At 46.6% G+C, this 26,810-nt stretch carries 29 protein-coding genes and 2 pseudogenes; 17 read left to right on the forward strand and 14 right to left on the reverse strand.

Going from position 1 to position 26,810, the window contains the following annotated elements; translation table 11 throughout:
* Positions 1-337: 337 nt before the first annotated feature.
* Positions 338-424 (forward strand): hypothetical protein, encoded by an 87-nt coding sequence (locus HCR03_RS20685; RefSeq protein WP_407926880.1) that lies wholly within the window; start codon positions 338-340, stop codon positions 422-424.
* Between the two features lie 671 nt (positions 425-1,095).
* Here the strand turns inward: HCR03_RS20685 and HCR03_RS17485 are convergent.
* The 11 genes from HCR03_RS17485 to HCR03_RS17535 form a co-directional block, all read right to left on the reverse strand.
* Positions 1,096-1,776: a hypothetical protein gene (locus HCR03_RS17485; protein WP_187035639.1), complete on the reverse strand. Its 681-nt coding sequence runs from the start codon at positions 1,774-1,776 to the stop codon at positions 1,096-1,098.
* 267 nt (positions 1,777-2,043) lie between these two features.
* A complete protein-coding gene (locus HCR03_RS17490) occupies positions 2,044-2,346 on the reverse strand; it encodes an ATP-binding protein (RefSeq protein ID WP_187035641.1) in 303 nt (100 codons plus the stop codon).
* Positions 2,336-2,956, reverse strand: a complete 621-nt coding sequence (locus HCR03_RS20690) for a Mu transposase domain-containing protein (RefSeq protein ID WP_407926819.1) — start codon at positions 2,954-2,956, stop codon at positions 2,336-2,338. The genes HCR03_RS17490 and HCR03_RS20690 overlap by 11 nt, the downstream gene beginning before the upstream one ends.
* Positions 2,956-3,690: a Fic/DOC family protein gene (locus HCR03_RS17500; protein ID WP_187035645.1), complete on the reverse strand. Its 735-nt coding sequence runs from the start codon at positions 3,688-3,690 to the stop codon at positions 2,956-2,958. Before HCR03_RS17500 ends, HCR03_RS20690 begins: the two co-directional genes overlap by 1 nt.
* Positions 3,691-3,694: 4 nt before the next feature.
* Positions 3,695-3,868, reverse strand: a complete 174-nt coding sequence (locus HCR03_RS17505; protein ID WP_175391647.1) for an antitoxin VbhA family protein — start codon at positions 3,866-3,868, stop codon at positions 3,695-3,697.
* 125 nt (positions 3,869-3,993) lie between these two features.
* On the reverse strand, positions 3,994-4,386 hold the full coding sequence (locus HCR03_RS17510; RefSeq protein ID WP_187038161.1) for a M23 family metallopeptidase: 393 nt from the start codon (positions 4,384-4,386) through the stop codon (positions 3,994-3,996).
* A 132-nt stretch (positions 4,387-4,518) separates the two neighbouring features.
* Positions 4,519-4,809 carry a nucleotidyltransferase family protein gene (locus tag HCR03_RS17515; protein WP_187035648.1) on the reverse strand — a complete coding sequence of 97 codons (291 nt, stop codon included), beginning with the start codon at positions 4,807-4,809 and terminating at the stop codon, positions 4,519-4,521.
* Between the two features lie 54 nt (positions 4,810-4,863).
* Positions 4,864-5,430 carry a hypothetical protein gene (locus tag HCR03_RS17520; RefSeq protein WP_187035650.1) on the reverse strand — a complete coding sequence of 189 codons (567 nt, stop codon included), beginning with the start codon at positions 5,428-5,430 and terminating at the stop codon, positions 4,864-4,866.
* A 137-nt stretch (positions 5,431-5,567) separates the two neighbouring features.
* The gene (locus HCR03_RS17525) at positions 5,568-5,744 is read right to left on the reverse strand and encodes a hypothetical protein (protein ID WP_175391645.1); all 177 of its coding nucleotides are present in this window, start codon (positions 5,742-5,744) and stop codon (positions 5,568-5,570) included.
* Between the two features lie 285 nt (positions 5,745-6,029).
* Positions 6,030-6,245, reverse strand: a complete 216-nt coding sequence (locus HCR03_RS17530) for a hypothetical protein (protein WP_066643800.1) — start codon at positions 6,243-6,245, stop codon at positions 6,030-6,032.
* Between the two features lies 1 nt (position 6,246).
* Complete coding sequence (locus tag HCR03_RS17535; RefSeq protein ID WP_066643799.1) at positions 6,247-6,600, reverse strand: hypothetical protein; 354 nt, start codon at positions 6,598-6,600, stop codon at positions 6,247-6,249.
* Between HCR03_RS17535 and HCR03_RS17540 the strand changes: the two are divergent.
* The 3 genes and pseudogenes from HCR03_RS17540 to HCR03_RS20695 all read left to right on the forward strand — a co-directional run.
* Positions 6,553-6,882: pseudogene (locus HCR03_RS17540) on the forward strand (DNA polymerase Y family protein); the annotation flags it as partial. The gene HCR03_RS17535 and the pseudogene HCR03_RS17540 overlap by 48 nt on opposite strands.
* Before the next feature lie 95 nt (positions 6,883-6,977).
* Entirely contained in the window at positions 6,978-7,424 is a 447-nt protein-coding gene (locus tag HCR03_RS20365) for a hypothetical protein (RefSeq protein WP_330601045.1), read from the forward strand.
* Positions 7,418-7,477, forward strand: a pseudogene (locus tag HCR03_RS20695) (hypothetical protein); the annotation flags it as partial. The gene HCR03_RS20365 and the pseudogene HCR03_RS20695, both read left to right, overlap by 7 nt.
* A gap of 244 nt (positions 7,478-7,721) precedes the next feature.
* On the opposite strand, the gene HCR03_RS17555 reads toward HCR03_RS20695, so the two are convergent.
* Positions 7,722-8,789 carry a LacI family DNA-binding transcriptional regulator gene (locus HCR03_RS17555; protein ID WP_066643795.1) on the reverse strand — a complete coding sequence of 356 codons (1,068 nt, stop codon included), beginning with the start codon at positions 8,787-8,789 and terminating at the stop codon, positions 7,722-7,724.
* 193 nt (positions 8,790-8,982) lie between these two features.
* On the opposite strand from HCR03_RS17555, the gene HCR03_RS17560 reads away from it, so the two are divergent.
* The 13 genes from HCR03_RS17560 to HCR03_RS17615 all read left to right on the forward strand — a co-directional run bounded on the left by HCR03_RS17560 (position 8,983) and on the right by HCR03_RS17615 (position 24,915).
* On the forward strand, positions 8,983-9,189 hold the full coding sequence (locus HCR03_RS17560; protein ID WP_187035652.1) for a hypothetical protein: 207 nt from the start codon (positions 8,983-8,985) through the stop codon (positions 9,187-9,189).
* Between the two features lie 2 nt (positions 9,190-9,191).
* Positions 9,192-9,812, forward strand: a complete 621-nt coding sequence (locus HCR03_RS17565; RefSeq protein ID WP_267459252.1) for a sugar phosphate isomerase/epimerase family protein — start codon at positions 9,192-9,194, stop codon at positions 9,810-9,812.
* An 85-nt stretch (positions 9,813-9,897) separates the two neighbouring features.
* Positions 9,898-11,232 carry an ABC transporter substrate-binding protein gene (locus HCR03_RS17570; RefSeq protein WP_066643793.1) on the forward strand — a complete coding sequence of 445 codons (1,335 nt, stop codon included), beginning with the start codon at positions 9,898-9,900 and terminating at the stop codon, positions 11,230-11,232.
* Positions 11,233-11,320: 88 nt separating this feature from the next.
* On the forward strand, positions 11,321-12,307 hold the full coding sequence (locus tag HCR03_RS17575; RefSeq protein ID WP_187035654.1) for a carbohydrate ABC transporter permease: 987 nt from the start codon (positions 11,321-11,323) through the stop codon (positions 12,305-12,307).
* Positions 12,308-12,318: 11 nt separating this feature from the next.
* Complete coding sequence (locus HCR03_RS17580; protein ID WP_207727256.1) at positions 12,319-13,140, forward strand: carbohydrate ABC transporter permease; 822 nt, start codon at positions 12,319-12,321, stop codon at positions 13,138-13,140.
* 108 nt (positions 13,141-13,248) lie between these two features.
* Entirely contained in the window at positions 13,249-14,007 is a 759-nt protein-coding gene (locus HCR03_RS17585; RefSeq protein WP_066643791.1) for a hypothetical protein, read from the forward strand.
* A 904-nt stretch (positions 14,008-14,911) separates the two neighbouring features.
* Entirely contained in the window at positions 14,912-15,139 is a 228-nt protein-coding gene (locus HCR03_RS17590) for a hypothetical protein (protein WP_187035656.1), read from the forward strand.
* A 197-nt stretch (positions 15,140-15,336) separates the two neighbouring features.
* On the forward strand, positions 15,337-15,522 hold the full coding sequence (locus tag HCR03_RS19905) for a helix-turn-helix domain-containing protein (RefSeq protein ID WP_228725011.1): 186 nt from the start codon (positions 15,337-15,339) through the stop codon (positions 15,520-15,522).
* The gene (gene vanR / locus HCR03_RS17595; RefSeq protein WP_187035658.1) at positions 15,515-16,207 is read left to right on the forward strand and encodes a VanR-ABDEGLN family response regulator transcription factor; all 693 of its coding nucleotides are present in this window, start codon (positions 15,515-15,517) and stop codon (positions 16,205-16,207) included. The genes HCR03_RS19905 and vanR overlap by 8 nt, the downstream gene beginning before the upstream one ends.
* On the forward strand, positions 16,143-17,306 hold the full coding sequence (locus tag HCR03_RS17600) for a sensor histidine kinase (RefSeq protein WP_187035660.1): 1,164 nt from the start codon (positions 16,143-16,145) through the stop codon (positions 17,304-17,306). The genes vanR and HCR03_RS17600 overlap by 65 nt, the downstream gene beginning before the upstream one ends.
* Before the next feature lie 117 nt (positions 17,307-17,423).
* Positions 17,424-18,356 (forward strand): VanZ family protein, encoded by a 933-nt coding sequence (locus HCR03_RS17605; RefSeq protein ID WP_187035663.1) that lies wholly within the window; start codon positions 17,424-17,426, stop codon positions 18,354-18,356.
* Positions 18,357-18,837: 481 nt separating this feature from the next.
* Positions 18,838-19,062, forward strand: coding sequence for a hypothetical protein (locus tag HCR03_RS17610; protein WP_066643785.1), 225 nt, complete (start codon positions 18,838-18,840; stop codon positions 19,060-19,062).
* 1,074 nt (positions 19,063-20,136) lie between these two features.
* Complete coding sequence (locus tag HCR03_RS17615; RefSeq protein WP_187035665.1) at positions 20,137-24,915, forward strand: alpha-amylase family glycosyl hydrolase; 4,779 nt, start codon at positions 20,137-20,139, stop codon at positions 24,913-24,915.
* A gap of 375 nt (positions 24,916-25,290) precedes the next feature.
* Here HCR03_RS17615 and HCR03_RS17620 read toward each other — a convergent pair whose 3' ends face one another.
* Positions 25,291-25,650 (reverse strand): DUF4183 domain-containing protein, encoded by a 360-nt coding sequence (locus HCR03_RS17620; RefSeq protein WP_066643783.1) that lies wholly within the window; start codon positions 25,648-25,650, stop codon positions 25,291-25,293.
* Between the two features lie 187 nt (positions 25,651-25,837).
* Positions 25,838-26,809: a glycosyltransferase gene (locus HCR03_RS17625; RefSeq protein WP_066643782.1), complete on the reverse strand. Its 972-nt coding sequence runs from the start codon at positions 26,807-26,809 to the stop codon at positions 25,838-25,840.
* Between the last annotated feature and the right edge of the window lies 1 nt (position 26,810).

The raw sequence follows: 26,810 nt of genomic DNA on the forward strand, positions 1-26,810 counted from the left end.
GTGTGAACGATTGGTAGAAATATTTTCAAAGTGCGCCAACCTCGCGCATCGGTTGCGGAGCAGTCGAAAGAAGAGTTACACAGTGCCTATCACTGTGGATGGTTTGTTGTGGAAAAGAAGAGTCTGCACCCTCGTTGCCACATAAGGGTACAGACTCTTGACATGTATCCGAAATGCGTGTTACAATGAACAGCGCATAAACGGCGTTCACAAGTCATATGGGGCCTCGTAACCCTTATGGCGCATGGGTTCCAATCGTTTTCCGGACGGTTGGTTCCCTGTGGAGGCTTTTTTGTTATCCACGAGGAACATTATAAACTAACGTGAAAAGAATATTATTGATGATAGAGTTGCATTTATTGGTTCCTTAAATTTTACAGAAAATGGATGCTATAATAATCTTGAAATGAGTTTAAGAAATTGATAATCCTGAGGTTATTAAGAACCTAATCCAATATTTTGATACGCTTTTGAGTGATGAATCAATTCCATATTATAGTCCACAAGAAATTAAGCATATCTATTTTCAAGAACCTTAACTTTCACTTGATCAGAGACGGGGAACGAATGTAATGGGATATTGATTACTCAAGAGAGGTTTAAGTGTTCCGACTATATAGTCATTCAAATTCTGTCCCAACTGGGACAAATAAAACGGGGTGTTGCAAAATGAAAATTTTGCAACACCCCCGTTTATGTTGAAAAGTGATCTAAATACGAAGCTTTTGTTGAAAACTTTGCGAGACAAATCGTCGAAATAGGAATAGCAATGCTAAGCTCCGCGCCAATGGAGTTCCATGCGCAGTACGCAAAAGCTGCTGCCCGTCGATTCCGGCGGGCAGCAGTCCAAAAAATTTTTTTATTTTTTCATTGTCCGCTTGACGGGGTGCACACCAAACGGCCCCCCGGCATTATTTTTTACGAACTGTATGAGCTGTTTTATAAATGCCTAAAACAGCCAAAAAACAACCAAATGATCCAATTATGATTCTCCATGCTACTCCAGAAATTGCTAACATCGTCGGCAGTGGTAAGATTATAACAAATACAAGTAAAAGCAGCCCTACGATTACCAAAACAACATTCTTTATCATATCAATCAATATTCATAGTAATTGTAGGAGAGTTCAACGTTTCATCAAAAGAAGTACCAACGGGGATACCAAATACATCAAGACCAATGAACCACGTTCCTGTTACAGAATACTTTGCGTCCATTCCTCCCAATGCTGTAGCACTACCACGTCTGTGTGTCCATGTAGCACCAACAATTCCCGTCATATAAGAATCATTAACGGTAATATTCGACATTGTACCGGAGCCATTGTAATAGAAGTTAATCTCAGCATTTGTTTCAGACAGCAAGCTGGTGTTTCCACCACCCCACCACCATACAACACCATCGTACCATCCAGCACCACTATTTGCGAGAGCGTTTGTATCCCTCTGTTGTATAATACTGTTTTGCATAGAAGACTCGGAAGGCATTGCAAGTTTGCTTGACTCCGCTATGAATTTTTTCAGATACGCTTCCGCATCCTCAACAGAGTCAAATTTCAACATCTTTTGGTCACTTAATGTTGACTGAGGTAACGCTGTAAATGTAACATCTTTGCCAAAATCAATAGAATTCAGCTGATCTATCAATTCATCCTCTGTGATTGTTTCTTTGCCTTCCTTCTCAGAAACTACCGACGTATCAGCAGCAAAAGCCGTCGTTCCCATTCCCAAAATCATACTCACTGAAAGTAACATTGCCAATAACTTTTTGAACATAATTTCGACCTCTCCATTTCTGTGTTCACGTGTTTGATTTTGTACGTCTTTATTGTATTCCTACGTGGACAAATGCGCAATAGGAAATGGAAATATTTGTAAATCACTTTGGCTTACCCCAAAATGTTTTTGAAAACCAACTTCGTGCTAAAAACTTACCGGTTATCGCGTATAATGTAAGCTGTGATCCTGATTTACCTAAAGAAATTAGATGGCCATATGGGTTTTGCCGCGGCCGGGATTGCCGATCATGACCACATTCTTTTTCTAAGAGATGAACTTGCAGCTGGCAAGCTCGTTTAAAAACAGTTCGGAAAGATTTCCGTCATAGCGGGACAGGTCCAGCTCGTCCAAGGTTTTTGTGTAGGGAAAGCCCGCGGTTCTCAGCCGTTTCCGGTTCTGGTTTTCCTGACGCTGCGCGGTTTCCGCTTTCATGAGTTCCAACAGCAATTCCTCAAAGCGGGCATCCGGGCGTGCTTTCCGCAGAATATCCGGGTACCTGACAAAAGTAGGAAGCCTCAACTGTTTCGCATACAGCCGGATCTGCTCCTGTACCGGATCAACGGACATGAGCAATCACCGCCTTCCCGCCGGTAAGCGCGTCATATCTTTTGAGGTCCACCGGACGTACCAAGACCACGTCCGTGATGGCAGGCGCCTTCGGCTCCGGATTTCCGCAATACTGCCTCAAAATACGGATCCGTTCTTTGGGGTCGCATGTTCTGATCTGTTCCAGAATTTCTTCCGGCAGATTCTGCCGCACGGGAGCTGCGTTAAGAATTGCCCGTCCGCGCTGTTCAAGCAGCGGCAGGTAATGCTCCAGCCTGTATACGGACTGATGTTTTCCAAAGCAGCGTGCGTGTAAGGCGATCCGTTTCCCTTCTGCGTATACTTCCACCTTTTCCGCAAAACCCTTTACGCCGACAGTACGTCCCGCATATTCGACAGGAACGGAATAATTATTTGTCTCAAAACAGACGGTAGAAAATGCGTTTACCCGGACGCTCCTGCATTTGGCCGTCTCAAAGGGATACAACGGAAGAGGCCGGAGGGCGGCTTGTTCCTTCCGGAATCGTAGAAGGGTGTGCCTAAAGCAGAGAAAAAACAATGCTGTCTTTCTTTGTCCGGGCAGCAAAAAACCACCGGATTTTTTGTATCCGGTGGCACTGATCGAAATCATTAAAATGTCATATTGATTGTTTCATCTTCATTCTGGGCTTCTTCCGGCCCGGTCATCCGCTGAACCGCACTTAGAACCGGGCTGCTTCTTTCTGAAATTTGCTTTATGAACTGCTCCTGCTCCTGAACTGGGATCGGCGTCGTGATTTTATGAAACAGCTCTGTCATTTTACGGTAATCGCAGTCAAACGCCATTGCACTCGCTTCGATCATCTCCGGCCCGGTGACGTTTGTAAAGTCCACGTGATACCCGGCAACATGAGCAAGATATTGAATGAAGACACGCTGCGCCCGTCCGTTGCCCTCTCGGAATGGATGAATTACATTGATCTCTCCGAGGTAATACGTCAGTTTTTCCGGTATCAGATCTGTAGGAGTACCAATCAGGAAATGATCCTCCTGCCGGAGCTTGTCAAACGTCGGTTTGGATCCGGATTCGAGATACATGCAGTTGCAGAACTGATTCCCCTTTGCGATATTCACGGTTCGCAGTTTCCCGGCCCAGGAGTAGACGTCCTGAAAAATAAACCTGTGAATTGCCTGAAGGTGCTTCAAATCGAAGATCCCTTTACAGGGGTTTTCAAGAATTTGTGAGACGCGAATCGTTGTAATTTCACGTTCAGCAATCTCCAGAGCATTGCTGTCCTTGATACCCAGTTTGTTCATAAGGGTAAAAGAATTGGGATAACAGTAGTTGCTATCCCATTCGTAGTTGTATTCGTAATCCTGTTTCATTTTATTACCTGTCCGGCCGGACTGTGTGCTTCTTCACAAGCCGTTTCACCATCTCGTCGTAAGAGGTCTTTCCGGTAATGCACTCGCGCAGCCTTGCCTTGTCCTGCTCCGTCAGGGGCATTCCTTCTATCGCCATTGTGCCGTTGATTTCGCCGATCAGTTTCTCCACACGGTCCATCGGATTCCCCTCCCTTATTAATATTATTATAGCATTATCAGAAGAAAATATCAAAGAAAATTGGGGCTGAAAGCGCCTAAAGCAGAGAAAAAACAACACTTTTTCTTTTTCCCTTGCGTTGCTTCTTACAGGTAGGACAGGGGGTTCACGCTGGAGCCGTTGAGCCGGATCTCAAAGTGGCAATGGTTCCCTGTGGAACTGCCCGTGCTGCCGACCTTTGCGATGACATCCCCCTGTTGGACCGTCTGGCCGACGGAGACAAGCAGCTCCGAACAATGTCCGTACATGCTTACCAGCGATGATGAATTCCGGATAATCACGAGGTTGCCGTATCCGGAATAGGGATGGGAAGCAAACTGAGCATAGATGACCGTTCCGGCTGCGCTGGCATGGATCGGCGTACCCTTTGGGGCCGCAAGATCGATTCCTTTGTGAAACTCCGTCCCGCCGGTGATCGGGTCCGTCCGTTGCCCGAAGCCCGAGGAAATCGTAAACTTTCCCTTCTGAACGGGGTAGATGAAAGTGCCGTCGCCGGTGGTTGTATCATATCACCTTCAAAGGTTGGGTAGTCCTTACCGAAACGTTGCACGGTTAATTCTATCTGATCGCAATAGTTTACTATATGCTTCAAAACATCCGCGTTGCGGTTGTTATTCTGCATAGAGAAGGACCTCCTCGTTTTTTATTCTGTTTAGAAAATCCTCATCCAGACTTCCCGTTGTCAACAGATCAACTTTCATGCGCAGAGCGTCTTCCAACTCCGTGTATAATCCGCATAAAGCGAACATGCCGCGCAAAGAGCCCTTGTCAACGCGCAGGTCAACATCGCTGTGTTCGGTCGTGTCGCCGCGGGCATAAGAGCCAAACAGATAAACGCGTTTCACGCCGTATTTTTTGGCGATCGGCTGAACGGTTTTTTTAATTTCTTCCACGGTCATCATGCAGCGGCCTCCTTGCGGTTTCTTCATTTTATTCATCTGCTTTTTTGCTGGGTTTTATTCCATTGAAAGCTCGGGTGACTGATCTTGATCATGTCCTTGATCCAAGGCCTGAAGATGTTCTCTTAAAAACTTGTTTTCTGTTGACAGTTCCAAATTCCTCTGTCTCAATTGAGTGCATTCGGTTTGAAGTTTTATCATTTGTTCATTCAGCAGCGTGACAGCGTGAATTTGTCGAGTAATATCCAACTGCTCTTTTGTCAGGTTTTTTTCCATGTTTTCGCGCCGCACAGCTTCGACTGCCAGATGTTTATCAATAGATGTAACGGATTCCTGCAGTTTGACCGCTTTTGATTCTATTCCGGAGGCTTTCTCAAGAATGGTGTTGTGTTCGTCTCGCAGGACTTCCTTAATGCTTTCATGTTCACCTTGCAGGACATCTTTTATACTTTTATGTTCGCCTTGCAGGACTTCCTTGATGCTTTTATGCTCACCCTGCAAAACGTCCTTGTTGCCTTTAGAAGCGTATATGTCTTTGATCACAGCGGCCAGGATTGCCAATACGCCAAGAATTAAAGTGATGATTTGTGCCAAATCCATAAGATAGCCCCAATCTGTTTCCATCCTTTTCCTCCATTCTATCACAGGTTTTGATAAAAGAAAATAAGAAAAGCGCCCAAACGGAGCGCTCAGTTTCAGTAAAATCTAAAAGTACTGTCTCAAGTGAAAAGGAGCGCCGCGGCGCTCCTTAACAGATTCAACTAGTCGGAAAATTCTTTTCTCCGTTCCTCCGCTTCTTCCCGGTCAACCTCAGCTTCGCGTTCTTCCTGTGTCATGCCGCCGAACACTTCCCAGTCGGATTCCAAACCGGTTGGCTCATATTCCGGAACAATTGCACCGATCTGGTCGACCCCATACGGGCCAGGTTCTTTTTTCACAATAAGCACCTTCTTTCTATTCATTATATCACGAAATATCACAAAATTCAGACATGCCGGATTAAGAAATGGATAAATTTTCTTGCAAGTCATACCGGATGCAGCGATTGAAAGGGCGGTATGGAAACCAGCAGCCGCCCACTTGCTCATAAACCGTCCATCCCCGAATGTTTGAATGCTGTTTTGAGAATCGCCGGGCCTTTTGCATCATCTGGCTGATTTCTGAATTCTGGAAAGGCCCGATTTGATCCGTGTATTTATTTTGCAGATTATAGAATCGAATCATCAGCAAGATAATCCACCAGCCTTGTTTGGGAAAATGATCTTGCCGTCCAGTGATTCAAAAATCCGATAGTCATCTGAATTACAAATGACAACACGATGTTGTAGTGGAACCTGCATGGCAAGATAGGACTTTACCGCGAAAATGCCTTTCAAATGAACAGGGGAGGAATAAGTTTCATCCTCCATAAAGCAATATCCTAAGAATTCTTCTTCCATTTTATTGCCCTCCTGACAGTTTCCAGTTTTTCAGAAGTTTCAGTATTACATCTTCCATTTGAGCGGGTGTGTAATCGACAGGAAAGTATTGCTTCAGCTTTTTTCCCGGCAGCGTAACTTTTATCGGATCGGCCTTACCCTCTGTCATAACGACGTTTATGGCGCTCAGGTCAAGACTGCCGGATTGGCTCAACTCCTTTAGACGCTTAGCCTGGTTGATGGACGGCGCACAGCTATTTTTCTGCATAAACTCAAGTAATTGACTCTGTTGCTCGCGTTCAAGATATGAAATCTCAACGGCGGGATTAGGCACGGCATTATCCTGACGAAAAATCAGATCGCGAAACGGTATCATATCAAGACCGGAGAAGCCCTCTGGCAGGCAAGGCTGAAATGCCCTGATCTTGTCATCGTTCCGCCGAATTATGAGTTATACATGCGCTTTTCACAAATGACCCGCCGGATTTACCGGGAATATACCAACCTCGTCGAGCCGTTCGGTTTGGACGAGGCCTGGCTGGATGTGACCGCTGATTCCCGGGGCCGCGACGGGATGACGATTGCGGAAGAAATCCGCGGCCGGATGAAATATGAGCTGGGGATCACCGTGAGCATCGGGGTATCGTATAACAAAATCTCGCGGTTCTGCTGACGGACCGGCAGCTCTCCGGCTTTGATCCGAAGAAGGACCACACGATTCATCCGGTCGGTTACTTTTAAGGGGGGATCTGAATGTCCTGTAAACGATATGTCGATGTGATCGCGCGCTTTTATGAGGACGGACGGCTGCTCCCCCTCGCGATCTGGTGGGCGGACGGAGTGATGTATGAAATCGACCGGGTGCTGGATGTGCGGCCCGCCGCGTCGCTCAAGGCCGGGGGCGCGGGAATCCGCTACACCTGCCGGATTCAGGGCCGGGGAAAGTACCTCTGGCGGGAGCAGGACCGGTGGTTTGTCGAATCAAAACAAAACGCGGGGGTGAAAAAACATGTGCAATTATACCGCCAGGTTATTGAGCAACTTCAAGTGAACAACACCATAATCTTCAACGATCAAAAGCCAAAATACGCAGAATCCGTGACTATGCACAGGCTGGGGCAGGGTACTTTTAGAGTAATAGTTACAAGGCATATCAGCGCAGATGTGCGTTTACTGGTGAAAGAACGCTTCCTGTTCTAGAAGCGGCTCATATTAAGCCATATTCTGAAAACGGTATTAACAAATGCGGCTAAAACCCGTCTCAATTTAGACAAAGTCCCTCTGCAGGATATAACGCTTGGCAAATTACTCAAAAATATGGAACTTGCTACGTTGCTCAAGTCATAAAAGGGCTTCGGGAGTAAAACGAAAGCACTACGGCCAAACGCGCTCACAGCTTGTAAGTGCGTTTTGCTATAGCGCCCACGTTTTTACTTCCTCGTATTATAACCTAACCCTCCAAACAAGCACACAACAGTTTTCCCTCCCAATGATTTTTCAGGTAGCCCTCGGCTTTGCAGTCGATTTCCGCACGATCAGACGTGGCTGGTACTCGATTCTGGTAATGCTTTCCGTTTGAACCTTACAGGAGCGGATCCGCCCCTCGAGAATATTCATGGCGTTGCACCCCTTTTCCCGAATGAAATGTTCAACGGAGGTCAGCATGATCTGCGGGAACTGAGACGAAAAGATGTTGTCAAACCCACAGACACTGTAATCCTTGGGAATCGAAAAACCCGCTTCCAAAACTGCGGCCATCGCACCGTAGGCCACCATATCGTTCACCGCCACAATGGCGGTGATTTTTTTATGCTCTAAAATTTTGCCGGCAAGCTGAAATCCTACGTTCTGCTCAATGAGCGGGTCCCGCAGGTCCTCTTCAGACGTAACGTTTCTGGAAGAAACTGTCACGCTGCCCTGCGGGCATAATTTTCGGTAAATTTGACGGATTCCCTCCAGACGGTTCAGGCGCACGGCATTTTGCTCGTTGAGCGTAGTGGAAAGAAAGGCAATATCGGTATGCCCCAGCTTCAGTAAATGTTCCCCCACCAGTGTTCCGGAGCGGATGCTGTCGATTTCAACCGTATCAACGTTAATTGAGGTGTTTCGGTCGCCGATGACCACCACTGGAACAGTTTGATTCATTTCCTCAACCAGCGCGCACGACTGCGGTACAAACGTAAAGATGATTCCGCACAGGCCGCTTTCCGAAAACTGCGCCAGGATTCTTTGTTCTCTGCGGATGTCCCGGTACGTATTGCAGACCACCGTCGAATACCCCTTTGCGCTCGCTTCCTGCTCAATAGACTGAGCCAGAGCGGAGTAGTATGGATTTGAAATGACCGGGCATAAAATCAAAATCGTCTCCTTTTGAAGGGAAAACGATGATTGATTCACACGTGCACGCTTTTTATAGCCTAATTCTTCCGCGGTAGCCAGAACTCTTTGAATCGTATCGGGTAAAAAATGTGCCTGGTCCGGATGATTCAAAATCATGGAAACCGCGGACTGAGAAACACCAGCCAGACGGGCAATGTCAAATGTCGTAGGATGCCGTTCACTCATAGGAATTCTCCATTTACTAGGTATTAATAATTATTAGTATACAATATTTGTGTTAAATTTCAAGATGTAGTTCAATTTTTAACAAAAACATAATGTTGCTTTTACGCCAATTTACTTTATTCTTTTTAATTTGTATTTTATAATTCTAATTAAATTAGATATTATTACTAATTATTAGTTTGGGAGTTGTTCCATGAACATTTATTATTCAAGCTTGAATCAAATCGGTATCCCTGTTCAAGAGAGCCTTAAAAACATAATTCAATCCGGCGGCACAGCCGTTGAACTGCTACTAGACGGCGCCGAGTGGAATGAATTCAATCTGCGCACGCGGGAGTTTGGCGCCTGCTTTCCGGCCTGCCGCTTCAGTATTCCGTTCATACCCCAGTCTGGGACATAAACCTGACCAGCGAAAACGCGCAGGCCAGGCAGGCCGCGATAGACGCTTACCGGTCTTCCATTGTTTTCGCGGCCGCCGTTCATGCAGAGCATGTGGTCATTCACCCGGGTTTCTGTTATGCCTCGGTTTTCAGAAAAGAAACAGCGCGCAAACGAGCGGCTCAGGCCATCGAGGAACTGTGCAGGTTCAATGCCCCCTACCGCGTTCCTTTGCTCGTGGAAAACGTCGGAACCGCGAAAACCTCGATTTTCACACAGGAAGAATACATTGGTTTCATCGAGGGGTTCGGCGGCAGAATCGGAAGCCTGCTCGACGTGGGGCACGCGCATTTGTGCGGGTGGGATCTCCCACAGACCATTGGCCGCCTAAACCCGTATTTATTTGCTGTCCATTTCCATGACAACAACGGTGACGAAGATTTCCACCTGCCCATTGGAGAGGGCAGTATCCCATGGCCGTCCGTGTACCGTTCCCTGCGGGAATGCCGGCCGGAACTTCGTCTGGTTTTGGAATATGAGATCGGCACTCCCATGAAGAAACTGATAGAGGGCTCGGCGCTCTTGGCGCGGGCCTTTCCAAACGAGTTTGGTCTGCCCCGTCCCGCTTCGGGGTTTGGTTCCTGACTAACGCGTTCCTGCCGCAAGGCAGTAAATGATAGATTAAAAAAACAAATGGTAAGGTCTGCAATTGAAAGGAGTTTCGAATGGAATGAAACTAAAAAAATTATTCACCGCCGCAATCGCACTCGGCGTGGCCTGCACTTCGCTGACGGCATGTTCCTCTCCGGTGGGCGTCCCGGCACAAAACGGTAAAAGCGCCTCTACCGGCGCTTCCTCAAACGTGAGCCTGAACTTCTATTACCCCGTTTCCGTCGGCGGGCCCCTCACCAAGATTATCGACCAGCTTTGCGTTGATTTTACAAAAGAGCATCCCGACGTTAAGGTGAATCCCGTTTACACCGGCAGTTACGCCGATACCCGCACAAAGGTGCAAACTGGACTAAAAAGCGGAAACGGCCCCGATGTTGCCATCATGTTTTCCACCGATTTGTTTTCACTTTTGGACATGAACGCGATTGTAGATGTTGACACCGTCGCGAAAAACGACAGCAAAGAAGACACCAAAAAACTCATCGACGATTTTTACCCCGGTTTTATGCTGAATACGCAGACGCAGGGAAAAACCTGGGGAATCCCGTTCCAACGCAGCACCATTGTCCTTTATTACAACAAAGACGCGTTTCAGGAAGCCGGACTGGACCCGGAAAAAGCGCCTTCCTCTTGGGACGAGCTGGTGAGCGACGCGAAGAAGCTCACAAAGCCGGGCCGCTACGGCATTGAAATCCCCTCCACTGGCTACGCTTACTGGATGCTGCAGACCTTTACACTCCAGCAGAACGGCAAAAACCTGATGAACAGCGACGGCAATCAAGTGTTTTTCAACGCGCCGGAAACCGTCAAGGGGTTAACGTTCTGGAAAAGCCTTGCCGACAACGGCGTGATGCCCAAGGGAACCATCGAATGGGCGACCACACCAACCGACTTTTTGCAGGGAAAAACGGCCATGATGTATCACACTACCGGGAACCTGACCAACGTGAAGAAAAACGCCAAATTCAAGTTCGGCGTCGCCATGCTTCCAAAGAAAGACACATACGGTTCTCCAACCGGCGGCGGCAATTTTTACATCTTCAAAGACAAACCGCAAGCAAACCAGCAGGCCGCATGGGAATTTGTCAAGTGGATGACTACGCCGGAGCGAATTGCGCAGTGGAGCATTAACACCGGCTATGTCGCGCCCAGAAAGTCCGCCTATGAAACAGATGAAATGAAGAAGTACACTAAGGATTTTCCGTATGCCACGGTGGCAAGGGATCAGCTGGAATACGCGGCCGCGGAGCTTTCTACCCATGAAAACGGAAAAGTGACAAAGGCAATCGAGGACAATATTCAGAACGTCCTGACCGGCTCCAAAAGCGTTCAGCAGTCGCTGGACGACGCTCAGAACAAAGCGGAAGGATATCTAAAGCCCTATCAGAAATAATTCTTCCCGCCGCAGTTCAACAGGAAAACAGGACAAGCCTTCGGAGGAATTCACCCGAAGGCTTTTGCCTAGAAACGGAACGATGCGCATGAATCAAGAAGTTACAAAATTGTCCCGGCCCGGCAAGGAACGGACGCTTTCAAGCGCCGCGCCGCAGGCGGGGCAGCAACACAAAAGCGGACTGCGCCTGCGGAAAAAAGCACGCGCTGCCAGCAGAAAAAAGGCCGTTGTCACCTATACCGCGTGGGCCTTGATTCTGCCGTCCTTACTCTTTTTATGTGTTTTCACTCTCTATCCCATTTTACAGACTTTGTTCGGCAGCTTATTCAGTGAAAATCTTTCACAGGTTCAAGCCGTGTTTATCGGAATTCAAAATTATATTGATTTATTTCATGACAATGTGTTCCGCCGGTCTTTTTGGAACAACCTGATTGTCGCCGCCGTGACGATTCCGGCTGATATTATCATCGCACTGGCAATGGCGCTGTTTGCAAACACCGTGCGGCACGCCAGGTGGCTGGTACGGGCTGCATTTTTCTATCCGGTCATCCTCCCAATGATCGCGTGCGCCAATATCTGGCTATTTATCTACACGCCGCAGTACGGATTGATCGGGCTGATCAATAGCACCTGCAATCTTCTGGGGACCCCCTCCACGGTCCTGCCGGCCTTACTGATCATGCTCATCTGGAAGCAGTCCGGATATTTTATGATTTTTTACCTTTCCGGCTTGCAAAATATTTCAAGCGACGTTTATGAGGCGGCACAGATCGACGGTGCGGGTTCTTTTCGCATCTTCCGCTGCGTCACTTGGCCCCTGCTCAAACCCATCACTCTGTTCGCGGGCATCATCGCCCTGACGGATTCGTATAAAATCGTGGACTATCTGTATTTGATGACCGACGGTGGGCCCAACAATTCCAGCAACATGCTCCTTTACTACGTGTATCAGACCGGGTTTAATTTTTGGGATATCGGAAAAGCATCCGCTATCACCAGCATGCTGGCGATCTTCCTGCTGCTGATTTCCGCGTTCAGCTTTTTTCGTCAGGACAAAAAGATTTTCTACAGTTAGGAGGATGCTTTGTGAAAGAAAAAATTTCAGCGGCGTCCGCTGTGTTTCACGTCGTCATGTACCTGATGGCGCTTGTTTGGCTGATTCCGCTTCTCTGGATGGTCCGCACCGCGTTCCTGCCCCAGTCCGTCGCGATTGGCCTGTCCGCAACCGCAGCCCCCACTCTGGAGAATTTTCAGGATGTGCTTAGTGCCGCGCCGTTTAACACCTATTACCTGAACACCATTCTGATCGTGGTGGGGACCCTCGCTGTCCAAATTTTTTTCATTACGCTTGCCGGGTACGCATTTGCACGCCTGGATTTCTTCGGAAAAAATGTTTTGTTTACGCTATTCATGGCGCAGCTGATGATCACGCCGGATGTGCTGATTTTTCCGATGTATCAGCTCATGACGGATTTCGGTTTGGTCAACACCCTGCCCGGCATCATGCTTCCCTTTTTCGCCTCCGCCATGGGAATTTTCCTTATGCGGCAAAATCTGCGGACGCTTCCGGCGGAGTTGGAGGAAGCGGCAAAAATGGAGGGCTGCTCTACCTGGAAGATCATTTGGTCCGTCTACGCCCCGCTGCTGAAGCCGACTTACGCCGCATTCGGGTTAATTTCCGTTTCGTACCACTGGAATGATTTCCTGTGGCCCCTCGTCATGATCAACGATGTGAACAAGCGTCCCCTGACGCTGGGCCTCGCGGTTTTTGCACAGGCTTACGAAACGGGAGCTCAGTGGGGCGACATCTGCGCCGCCACCTGTCTGGTCGTTGCCCCACTGCTGCTCATCTTTCTGTTTTTTCAGCGGCAGTTTATCGAAAGCTTTGCAAAATCCGGCATGAAATAATCTGTTTTTTTGTCTCTCTCGCACGCCGCGCCGCAGGGCATTGCCGATTAAAGCTGAGGTACCATGCGGGATGAAGGTCTCGCCATCAACAATAAGGAACGATGAAACATGAAAGAATTCAGCGGAAAAGGAAGCCGAGTCCGCAAGCCGTTCCAAACGGCGGCCGCCTTTGTGGTCATACTTGCGCTTTTCCTCACCAGCAGTGTCGGTGCTTTTGCCGCCGCCAGCGAGCAGTCGCCGCTGCCGAACGGGCTTCTTGTGGGCAAATGGATGCTGCAGTCTGATGGACAGACGGTTGCCGATTACCTGGGACAGACCTATTCGAAGTACGGCGACAAAAAGGTGCAGGAAATGATTAACTTTATTTATGTGGACCCGTATGCAACCTCTTCAGAAAACGCCAATGACCGATTCTTTGCCGCCATTTCCAATTCAGACCCGTCTTTCAGCAAAAGTTCTATGCATTCCGGCGGATACACCGGCTATCTGCAGAACCGCCTGTTCCGGCAGAAGCCGGACGGCGAATTTACCGCCTACGTTGATAAAGGCTTTCTGCATCAGAATATCCATCATTTTCGAACCTTTGGCGCTACCTTCTACCAAAAAGCCTGGTACATTACTGCGGCAGCCTCCACTGAAGACTACAACTGGCTGAAATTTACGCACACCTTTGATTCGTTCAACACGGCGCGCGATGTTCTTGCGAATGCGCTGCTCCGCTCTCAGGCAAACCCCGGTTTTCGCAGGCTGCCGGACGTCGACCTGCACAACAAAATTTTGCAGGATGACGCAAACCTGACGACCGCGGATTTCGACGGCGTCACCGTCTGTGTTCAGGCCTCGGAAAAGATTCACCCGAATAGCTGAACCAAAACCTGATTTATATTTCCAGTGAAAAGGCCTGCCTGTCTTCTGGACAGGCAGGCCTTCAACCGTTAGATAAAAGGGTCGAAACGCCTCTAGAATCATGGTATAAGTAGGGTCCACTGAATGGGAAAAAAGTGCAGAAGATGCGGGAAATTATGCGTTATAATGATATAATAGTGCAAAAGGAAGCTTTCACGGCGAGCAAATAACTTTGCAGGTAGGATGTAGATGTATCGTCAGGAATGTTTTGAACAGCTAAAATTGGATCTTCCGTTTGGAATAGCCCTGAATAAGAAAAATCACTGGGTAAAGTTGGCGGGCTATTTCCATGGAGCGAAGAGACCTATGAATGAAGAGAACGCAGAGGAGCCGATTCCCGAAAGCAGCAATCGCGGGACGGCTTACTGAACAGATGATCACCTGTACAATACCGTGAAATGCAGTTATGGAAAGCCGACAAATAAATCAAGATTTATGTGACCGTTTCTTGATTTATGGATAGGTTCTAAGTCTTGGAAATTTTCCTGCTATTGGTTTATCATGAATATTACATGAAATAAATTAAGTAGGGGGTAAATACTACGAAAGAATATATATTAAAATATAATCAGTATAATATGACGGTTTATGAAAGCGGTATGGGAAATATCCCAATTGTGTCGACCCATTTCCCGTGATCAACCCATTTACCTGCGGAGGCGATTATTATTCTGCCGCCCAAACGGAGCGCTCAGTTTCAGTAGAATCTAAAAGTACTGTCTCAAGTGAAAAGGAGCGCCGCGGCGCTCCTTAACAGATTCAATCAAAAAATTCTTTTTAAAGATATGACGATGTGGCTTCTCCAGAGGCAGTCGAGTTTTACTTTAGCCGGTTTTATGCCTATACGCTTGACAGCAGAAAGTCGATGGATTTCAAAACGGCGTTCTCCCCCGCTTCCTGCGGAATTGACGGATTTGGGTTCAATTACGCCCGATATGCCGGGGATTTTCGCCTGATTGACGAAAACACGCAGCCGCTCGTGATCGTTACCGAAGAAAACAGAGAGACGGTTATGCCGCTGCTGGAAGCAGCCGCCTACGGCGGGATGGCTGCCATGAGGCTGGTCGCACCTCTCACGGGGTGCGTGGATTAAAATTCAAGCGGAATGCCTCTAATTACTGAAAGACTCTAAAAGAATCTTTTGGAAAAGACCGGAGGAGTTGTTGCTACATTACTTTCTTAGATATGATTACATATATGAGACTGAATCATATTTATTCAGTTAATATCTTACTATTGTTCGGTTGTCCGTATATACTATTATTATTGACTTGGAAAGGACGGGTGAATATGGATTATATTTCTGCCCCGGAAGCAGCGAAAAAATGGGGCATTTCGGAACGGAGGGTGCAAAGGCTTTGCGAGGAAAGCCGTATACCCGGTGTGATGCGATTTAGCCGTATGTGGATGATACCAAAAGATACAGAAAAGCCCGCAGATAAAAGATATAAGGTAAGGGGCGTATATAATGAATGAGAAAATACTAGTTATTGATGATGAAAAAGAAATTACTGATTTAATAGAAGTGTTCTTACAAAATGAAAATTTTCAAGTGTTTAAGTGCTATTCTTCACGGGACGCACTTATGCTTATAAAAAACGAGAGTTTTGATTTGGCAATTATAGATGTGATGTTACCAGATGGAAATGGATTTGAATTGTGTAAATCAATCCGAGAAAAATATACTTATCCTATCATTATACTTACTTCCAAAACAGAAGGGATGGATCGTGTTACAGGACTATCTTTGGGAGCAGATGATTACGTTACAAAACCTTTTTTGCCACTTGAATTAGTAGCACGGGTAAAGGCTCAATTAAGACGAGTGCAGCATTATGACGGAAAAGAAAACAATACGTCGGAAACACTTATGGTAATGGGGCTTTTTCTTAATAAAACTTCTCATGAATGTAATTTAAACGGTAAAACAATTAAGTTCACACCCACAGAATTTTCAATATTATGGCTTTTGTGCAAAAACAGAGGGAAGGTTTTTAGCGCAGACGAACTCTTTCAACAGGTATGGGGTGAGAAATATTTTAAAAACAGTAGGAATACAGTAATGGTTCAAATTAGGCATATAAGAGAAAAATTATATGATACTGGAGATAAACCCAAATTTATTAAAACTATATGGGGAGTGGGGTATATCATTGAATAAGAAATTTTCAGGAAAATATAAAAAAACAACTTTATTTCGGCATTTAGTAGGGGCAATTGCCATATTAGTTATTTTTGCTATTTGCTATTTTGTGATAATGGTAGCATATCCGAATAATTTTTATATAATACTTGAAAGAATGATTGGCTATGATTTAGCTTATTTAATTCATGGCTATGAACCGGCAGTTATTCTCTTTATTATTGTAACATCACAATTTCTGGTATGGATTGGAGTTGAATGGAATTCCTCACGAAAGATTATGAAAATCATGGACAGTCTGGACTCTGTTTTAGATAATTCCGCAGACGATATCGGATTGCCCGCAGAATTTTCGGATTTGCAAAATTGGCTAAATCTTTTAAAAACTCAAAATAGGGAACAACAGCATTTAAAGGAAATAGAAATTCAGAAAAAATCTGATACCCTTACCTATCTTGCTCATGATATAAGAACTCCCCTTGCTTCCGTTATCGGATATTTAAGCCTTTTATGTGAAGCGCCGGATATGCCGGAGGAACAAAGAAATAAATTTATCAGAACAGCTTTTGAAAAAGCTTTAAAGTTTGAAAATTTAATAGATGAATTTTTTGATATTACACGTTACAGCCTATCAGACAAAGCGTTAGTAAAAAAAGAAACTGATTTGTGCTTTTTAATTGAACAAATAGCAGATGAATTTTATCCGCTTCTACAACAAAAAGGGCTATGCTTAAATTTAGACCTTGCCGACGATTTATTTATTTTTGTTGATGCGGAAAAAATTGCGAGGGTTTTTAACAATGTCATAAAAAATGCAATTACATTTAGTTACCCGCAAAGTGTTATTGAAGTCTCGGCAAAGAAATCAAACAAATATATAATTGCAAAAATTAAAAATCATGGTGAAACAATACCGAATGATAAATTAGAACGTATATTTGATAAATTTTATCGTGCAGATGAATTCGGAGATTCTGATCTAGGCGGTACAGGACTTGGGTTAGCAATCGCAAAGGAGATTATGAGAATGCACAATGGAACAATCACCGCAGAAAGTTTTGAAGAAAATACCGTGTTTACGATTACCTTGCCTATCGGTAATAATATGCAGGAATGATAAGAAAAAAATAAGATTTTCTCAAGAAATAAAAAATCAACGGTTTGCTTTTATTTGGTACAATCATACTGAATAAAGCGAACCGTTTTTATACGTCAACTTACAGGAGAGAGAGTTATGGATAATAAGATTGGTAAAAAAGAAAGAATATTGAGTTGTTGCATATATGCATTCTTTATACTTTATATCGTTTTTTTGCTTCGCATTACACTTTTTAAGCAAGCACCCATGTATAACTTGTTCGCTGCCATTGGCGCAAGCGAGCGGACAATAAGCATCATTCCTTTCAAGTCAATTTTTGATATGATTAGTACTGACGTTTCATTAATGCGAATCTTGGAAAATGTTTTTGGGAATATTATTATTTTCATTCCTTTTGGCTTACTACTGCCAATGATCTTGAAAAAGGAAAATAAGAATATTATTTTGAACGGTGTTATTTTTAGTGCATTTATCGAAATAATACAGTTTATTTTGGGATTGGGAAGCACTGATATTGATGATTTAATATTTAACACAATAGGAGTTATCACCGGATATCTGTTATTCACAACAATAAAGAAACAATCGAAATCAAATTTATCATTTCTTGTTTCCGTGACAGCGTTGGTATTGATATCGGGGAGTATTGCCTTTGGCATTATGTTTGTGAACAATACGGATTTGTTTTTAATATCTCCAACGAAAATTACTGTAGAAAACAGAGAACTTGTTGAAGATTTTATCGAAACGCAAAATTATCTTAGCGGAAAGTTTGTTGAAGTAAAGGATTCCATACTGACGGTTGAAAAAAGGGTACACAATGCTTCGGAAAAGAAGGAACTCCTGAACGTTAAAATAACGCCCGACAGTCGAATATATATTTGCTATGTTAAAATAGACTACTTTTTCAGTACAGTTTCCGGTGAACATCAACGTTATGAACAAATATTGTATTCTGATTTTATTTCAAATGAAAGCGAAGTAATCAAAAAAGGCAACAATGTTAGTATTTGGAGTTCAGATGGGAAAAAAATTGACAGCTTAGTTGTATTTCTGAATGTTTTGTAGTATTTCGTTACGCTTTTGGAAAGAATGTAGGGCATTTTCGACCGGATGGTATCCGAGCAGGCTGATATGGAACGAAGTGCCGTAGCGCTTCAATTTGGGAGAGCATTTCGAACAATCCTTGCTTCTTTTTCTGAAGCCGTCCATACTCTATTCACAGAAAGTATTCAGAATTTTCAAAAGACTTTCATTGCCCTGTCATAATTTCCCCGTATTCTATAATTGTTCCAAGTGAAAAGAAGTACGCTGCATTAGGCCGGTGGCAAGGACGGAATACCGGACCGCAGGCCCGCAGACTAATTACAAGCGCCTCACGTTGAGGTCTTTATATATACTTTTTCATAACACTTCCTCCCCTCTAAAATGCCGCCTTGTCAGGGCGGCATTTTTATCGAAAAATGTCCTACGATTTATTAACTGAATCATTGCATTTATCGCTCACGGTGATATACTGGAAGAAATAGAAAAAGGGAGGCGTTCGCCAATGCCGCGTGGAAAAAAGAAAACAGCTCTTGAAACTTTCAATGAACAAATTGAAAAGATTGATGCTCAAATATCAACTCATCAGGATAAGCTGAATGAACTCAAGGCTCAGAAAAAAGACCTGTTGGAGCAGAGAAAGAAATCTGAGGTTGAAATGCTCTATCAAAAGATTCAGGAAAGCGGAAAGTCTATTGACGAAGTTTTTGAGATGTTCAAGCAGGAATAACAGTGGCCGTCCCGTTTGGGACGGCCATTTTATTGTAGTGCGAAAACTCCCGGCGATGCCGGGAGTTCAAAAAAGCTTTAGCGGTGAGTAAAAATGCAAGCTAAACTTTACCCACAATCCTTCCGTTTCGGTGTCAAAGCAAAAACAGGCAGCTTCCATGAAACGAGAAGGGCTTTGGCAGGGAGGGGCGCAGCCCCCTCCCGTATCGGTCCCCTTCCGCACCAAATGTGCTTTCGATTTTCGTTTTGTCTTGTTTGCGGGAGGGGGTGAGAAGCTTCGTTGCAAGCGTAAGAAAACTCCGAGCGCCTTGAGGCGCTGCCAGTAAAACAGGGCTTTGCCCGCATAGGAAGACCCCCCGGCTGTGCCGGGGGTGACTATTTTAGAAAGAGACCCTTGCTTAGATGTTTCTATCCTGCTTTATTTCCATTTGCAACGATTTACACTAATTTGTAATAAAATGTAACCGTAACCAAAGCTGAAAAAACGCAGGAAAACCTCTTTTTAATATGATTGGTAGAACGCTTCACCATATAGGCCCAACCAGTCCGAACAATTTGGGAACTGGCGAAAAGTGATGATGCTTGAGTCCTTCAGCTTTATGCTACAAACAACGACTAATATGGCCCGGATATCGAGAATAGAGATTTCTATACCTTTGTTAAAATTTTTCTCGAATAATGCGAGAATTTTCGAAAATACTCCGAGCAATATTTAAAGACAGCCCCAGACCTATCAGGTGCGACTGCTTATTTACTGAAAATTTTTAATAGTTATAAAAATTATTATTGACATTTGCAATTATAGATGTTATATTTTTTTAAAAGCAAAAACAAGGTGCTCGAAAAAAATTTCTAAATTTTCGAATATTTTTAAACTTTTTAGGGCGGCGATTTTCTTAAAAAAGTCCCGCAGAATGAGAGCCTTCCTAACTGCGCCGCTCCCGGTGTCGGCCGACTTTGCAGCGAGGTTTTTTTACTGCGTGACTGGAGATTTCAGAGGGGATCCGGTGAAACTGTTCCTCCGGAATTCGGCGAACAGTGTGAAAATCATAATCGAAAGGAAAGCGGGGAGAAAATGTTAAACGTAAAGAAATGTACAATGCAGATGCTGAGCCTGTGCCTGGCACTGGCGGTCTTAATGTCCAACGCCTTGATTCTGAGGACGCCGGCGGCCGCCGCCGAGCCGCCGGCGCAGACGCTTATCGTCGACAGCGGGTCGCCAAGCGCCATGGATGTTTACACCAACGGTGTGTATGAGGCCGCGGTGGAACTTGAGGCCGGAGAGCATAATTACCAGATTCTTGGGACCCATAAATCGGTGACGGTTCCGGAGAGCGGGACAGTTTACATCCGATACAGTCAAAAGGGTCTGCAGGATTCCGTCAATAATCCGGATGCGTTTCCAAAATCAGCAACCTGGGTCGGCGGCATTGACGCCATCGGCGCTCTGGGAACTGACGGGAAGGTTTTGGGCAAGTGGAAGCAGGATGACCCGAATGCGCATCTGGTCTACATAGGCGGCGGCATTTTCACACGGACCTTCAAACTTCAGGAGCCATTAAAGCAGGATACGCCGCTCGAGTATAAGGTCGCTTTTAACGACAGCTGGGACTGGGCCGTCGGGGCTGACGGAAGCTCCGCATCCGGTGCCGGAAATGTTAAAATCACGGTGCCGAAAGGAACGGAAGAGATCAGCATCTTCGCGGATTATACGGACCATTCCGACGGAAAAGGCATTTTGACGGATTCCATAGCGACTCCTGGATTTTTCGTCAAGAGCGGCGGCGACAATATCCATGAACAACCGTTTTCCGCAAAAGTTCAGCTAATCGGTACGGTACGCGGCAGCAAAGACGATAATTGGAATGAAAAGTTGGAAAAAGGCTGGGAGTTCAAACCGATCGGCCCGCAATTATATGCATATACCCAGTATTTTGACTCGGGCGATTACGAATACAAGGTTGTATTTGAAAGTCGGTACTGGATCGAAAGTACGCCGTTCGCTTCAAACAAGAAGTTTTCCGTTGATAAAAAAACAGCGGTCACTTTTCTGCTGGACACTTCCAATGCGACGGCGGAAAAGGACGCGGCAAATCTTGACGTCCTCGACACGATTAATAATGCGGACGACGTCGCAAAAATTTTAAGCGGCTCGGAGCCGTCGCCGGAACCTGTGCCGAACGGAGCGGTTCTGAATAAAAACGGCACGGTGTCCTTCCATATGCCGCTGTCCGGGGACACCGTGCCGGCGAAGGCGGACGTGAAATATTACAAGGACTCCGCCGTGGAATACGCCAAGACCGCTGCACTTAGCTATAATGAAAAAGACAGGAGCTTTTCGTCTTCCGAACTGTGGTTTGGCGACGGTGCGGCACAGATAAACTACGTTTTTCAGATAGACGGAAAGGATGTGCTTCCGGATGAATCCGATAAAACAGGCGACGGCAAATATGCCGTTTTTGATAAGCCGGAATTTAACGGCCGCAGCGTCTATATCCCGGGCGAGTGGTATGCCGATACCTCTACAACGAAAAACTGGGCGCCGACACAGGATAGGATGACGTATCAGGGCGATGGACTATACATTTATCATATGGAGGGTCTCAGCGCGAAGCAGTACCCATACAAAATATGCATGGATGAACACTGGAACGAAAATTACGGAACGAACGGTGAACCGGGCGGAAGCAACATAGTTCTGAACGTACCTCAGGGGACGGCGGCAGTCGATCTGTATTACAGTGATTTCAGCCACCAGTCCGCGAACTCGCTTACTTATTCACGCAAGACGATCGAGTTAAGCGGCGGCGGTGATAAGACTCAAATGAAAGACCTTGGTCTGAACGGAGTCTTTACCGCGTCGCTGAAGCTGCCGAAAGGCACGCACGGGCCCTATACGATTTCCGCAGACGAAGCAAATCAAATCGGTTCTTTTGAACTGAGCAGCCCGAAGGAAGTCACTTTTTACTATGACGGCAATACCGGGCTTTCCTATTGCGATTCGTCCGACGCGGACATTGACGGTACGAAAGTCTACTATAATACGCAGGACGAAAAGTGCAAAAGCGTATACGGCGCGGTAAAGACGGATCAGAGCGTAACCTTCAGCATTCAAACGGGTACGGATAGTACCGGCGTGGATCTGATGATAAACGGGCCTGGCTCTGAAAAAAACGTGATTTCAATGTCTCTTGCAGTTTCCGGCGACAGCGCCGTAAAATGTTGGACGGTTAGCAAGAGCTGGAGCAGTACCGGCCAGTATACCTATTACTTCGTTTTACATTATGGAACAAATATCCGACTGTACAATGATGACGACGGGTTTTACGGCAAAGGGCAGGTATCCAATTTTGGCGAGGGGAAACCTTATGATCTCGTGATTTATGATAAGAATTTCAAAACGCCGGACTGGATGAAGGGCGCGGTAATTTATCAGATATTCCCGGACCGCTTCAATAACGCGGATCAGTCCAACGACCACGCGCAAACGCATGCGCGCGGGAGCGCGAACTATGAGTTTGTTGAAGACATGCAGGGCTGCGACTGGTATAGTTATCCGGAAAATCCGGACCGTGAAAAAGACCCAAATTATCCCGCTCAGGCGATTCAGGGCAACGGGACCTTCGGCGATGAAATTTACGGGGGCGATCTGGAAGGGATTATTCAGCGCATCGGCTATCTAAAGGCGCTCGGCGTCAATGCCATTTACATCAATCCGATTCAGAACTCGATTTCCAGCCATCGGTACGATACCTCCGACTACAGTAAAATCGATCCGATCCTCGGTACGGAAGGCGATTTTTCCAGACTTGTTCAATCCGCAGAACAAAACGGGATAAAAATCATTCTGGACGGCGTTTACAATCATGTTGCCGACGACTCGGTGTATTTCGACCGCTATTACCGCAATTTTGGAAAGAGCGATAAGATTGGGGCATATCCTTACTGGGCGTATGTTTATGATCAGATGAATGAAAAGCATTTAAGTCAGGAGCAGGCGGAAACCGCGGCGAAAGCATACTTTGGCAAATTGGGAGTAAGGGATTACACTTATACTCAATGGTTCAACATCCAAAACGATTATTTTTCATGGAGCGTAGACCCGAACGGCAACGTACTGGTCAGCGATAAGATGGGAGAACGCCAGAACAAGGGTGTTTACAAATATGACTGCTGGGCCGGCTACGACAGCATGCCTGAAATTAAATCTACGAATAATTCCGAATACCAGACTCCCGGCTGGGCGGGCAAAATCATTGAAGGGCCGGACAGCGTGGCGAACTACTGGATTTCCAAGGGAAGCAACGGCTGGCGCCTCGACGTCGCCGACGGTGTGTCCGACGAAACCTGGCAGCATCTGCGCACCTCCGTCAAAGCCCTGAATTCCGATAATGTCATTATCGGCGAGCTGTGGGGTGATTCCACGAAATATTTGCTAGGCGATATGTATGATTCCGCCATGAATTATGTGTACCGCAATGCGATACTGAACTATGCCCGTGGAACCGAGACCTCTGCGGCTGCCATGAAAAGGCTTGAAAAGATGCGCGAGAGATATCCGCGCGAAGCGTTCCAGTCCATGATGAACCTGGTCGGTTCCCACGATACGCCGAGGCTGGTATCAGCGCTTGACGGAATCGCGGAAGACAGGCAGGACGGTTCCGATATCAAAAAAGCATTCCCGACTGTCGAAAGCACCTCATATGAGGCAAAACAGCTTCAGTACATGGTATCGTTGCTGCAAATGACTTATCCGGGAGCGCCGACGATTTATTACGGTGATGAACTGCAGATGGCCGGTGCAGACGACCCCGATTGCCGCCGCGCCATGGCGTGGGGCGAAGGCGACAAGGATGTTGTGGAATGGTATGCTAAGTTAGCGGCGATCCGTCATCTGTACGGCGCCCTGCAGCGAGGAAAGATCGAACCTTTAAACGCAGATGACGACGACGTTATTTCCTATGCCCGCATGGACGGAGGCGATCAGCTGATTATTGCGGCCAACCGGACGGAGACGGACAAAGAGATCACCTTAAATGTGTCTTCCGCGGTGAAAGACGGAGAATACACGGACCTGTTGACAGGCAATCCGTATACGGTCAGCAACGGAGACGTGAGAATCACCGTTCCCGCATACAGAGGCGTTATTCTGGCAGACCATTATAAAAGTCCTCTTTTTGACTCCGCTGCGTTACGGCCCGCGTATGACCCTGCTTACAAGGTAAACTACAGCACATCCCCGACAGATAATAACAACGGCGGAAGCAGTCACAATTCATCCGGCACAACGTCAACACCTCAAAAAAGTATTAATACTCCAACCTCCAGCCTCAGCGGCGAAAATATTCCGCTGGCTGCCGGCAGCATTCGGGTCTTTACTGTCACTTGTGACGAAAAACCGATCGTCGGCCCGGGCAACGGCGCAATCGCCGCCGTCAATCTGGTCAAAGACTGGGATCCGGTCACAAGGCAAATCGTGTTGCAGGTTTGCGGCGTAGCCGGCTCACAGGGCGGTGCGACCGGTATCTACGCAACTGTAAATGGTAGGGTAACTTTACTGTTCACAGTTGAACTCGGTCCGTGTCCGATCAAGAGCGATACCACTTCAAATGTGACAAAAAAAGCCGGCGATATTTATTGGGCTAAAGTGAGCGTACCGCATAATGCGCGAATGATCTACTGCGCAGGCAACAGCTCCGTTGTTTCCACCCGACTCAAAAAGCTTGCCGGCGGCGGGAACGATACCGATACCTATCTGCTTGGATTCAAAGCGGTAACGAATGGCGCCACCAGTTTGTATGTCACCTTGGACGGCGTACTGTTCAAACTCTATATGGTCATTATTCACGAGTAAACGGTTCCATAGGGAGCCCGGAATAAGCCGGCGTCCCGCTAAACTCCCGAGAGGTTTTCCCATCAAACAATACACGTGTTATTGCGCCTTGATATGGCTGAAAGGCCGTTCAGGGCGCACTTTCAATTCCTTTCCGCGTTCTTCTTCCCGGTCGGCTTCCGCTTCGACTTCGTCCTGCGTCTTACCGCAGAGACTTCCAGCCGCTGTCTTCTCCTTCAATGAGTATAAAAAAAGCAGGGCATTCGCCCCGTAATTTCCAACCGAAAATTATGAATTTTCAGATGCCCAATTTTTCTACAAATTTGGCGGGGGCCTTCCGGGGAAAAACCGGAAGGCCCTTTTACTGAATCAGTCAGGTGCTTTTTACGGCAGAGGTTACGGCACAACCACTTTCCCTGTAGAGCCGAGTTTTCCAAGGGTGAGAGTGATGGGCGTACCGGATGCGATTGTATAGGTAGCGGTACCGTTGTTTACAAAGTGGACACTTGAATCGGTAACGACCGTGACGTTGGTACTTTGCTGCAATACGCCGTTGATAAACATCTGGTATTTACCGTCAACTCCCGGCGAAGCAAATCCAGTTGCAGTTGCGCCGCTGCCCGTGGACCATCTTGCGGCCGACCATGTTGCCGAGGCGTTTACCGCGATAGGCGTAGACGCGGTTACCGTAGTAAAGTAGTTGGTATCCAGAATGGACGAGGATGTGGATGCCAGTTGAAATAATTTGATTGCCATACTATTTTCTCCTTTCCGTATGAATCCTAATACGGAAGGACCGACTCTGATTTCAATCAGCAAGATTATTGACGCGGCTTGCGGCCACCCGATTCGTCAGGAGCAGCGCATCCGTATTAAGCTACTTTATTTTATGTCGGTTATCTCTTCCCGGTGACACAGGGTAGGACGACTTTAACGCTAAGTGTTAGCAGATTTTGATTTTTTCCATCATTTCCCGAATGACGGAAGTCTCGATTTCCGGCCCGGGTATGCGGGCATCCGCTTCTTTCCTGAGAGCGAGACAGATTTTCAAGTCCTCCAGCGCTTCCCGGTTCCGGCCAAGCCGGCGGTACAGTTCCGCGCGCAGAATCAGCAGATCGCTGTAAAAGAAATAAAGCCGGAGACCTTCGCCAAGGATTTCCTCGGCCTCCTCATACCGTCCGAGGGACAGCAGGGAAACCCCCAGGCATTTGTACAGCTGCGGACCGTAAAAGCGCCCGCAGCCGATCGTTTGGCGCGCCTGTTCCAAAGAGGCGGCGCTTTCCCGGCAATTTTCGCGATTCAGGAATTCGATCCCTTCCAGATACCTCACGTAGCTGTCCTGCGGGTGTTCCTCCAGATCTTTTTCCAGAAGGCGTTTCCGTTCCTCCAACTGCCATCCCACTGCTTTTTCTCCGCGGTGCGCAATGCAAAGACGGGAATCACAGATGGAGAAAAGGACTTCATCCGGAATCCATTCAAAGGAGCGGCAGCAAAAGCGATATTCTTCCCGGTTACGGATCAGCCGGAGAAACTGTGTGTGGGTAGTGATATTGCGTTCTTTCGGGTCGCAGCCAATAGAAAAGAGATAGCCTTCCGCATTGGGGTTCTTCAGAAGAAACTTCAGCTTTTTACGGCCATCCTCAGAAATTTCCTCGTCTGCCTGTAGGAACAGCACCCATTTTCCGGCTGCGTGCTCCATGCAGAAATTCTTGATTTTACTGAAATCGTCTTCCCACACGGGCCGGTATACTTTTGCTCCCGCCCGTTCCGCCAGCTCGACCGTTCGGTCGACGGAGCCGAGGTCGGCCACAAGAATTTCGTCGGCGGTTTCCTGCATGTCGTTCAGACAAACGGGAAGAAACGCCTCATCATTTTTCGTAATGACGCACAGACTGAGCTGCTTTTCTTTAGCCATA

The sequence above is a fragment of the Caproicibacter fermentans genome, assembly GCF_014303955.1.
In the GTDB taxonomy this organism is placed as follows: Bacteria; Bacillota; Clostridia; order Oscillospirales; family Acutalibacteraceae; genus Caproicibacter; species Caproicibacter fermentans.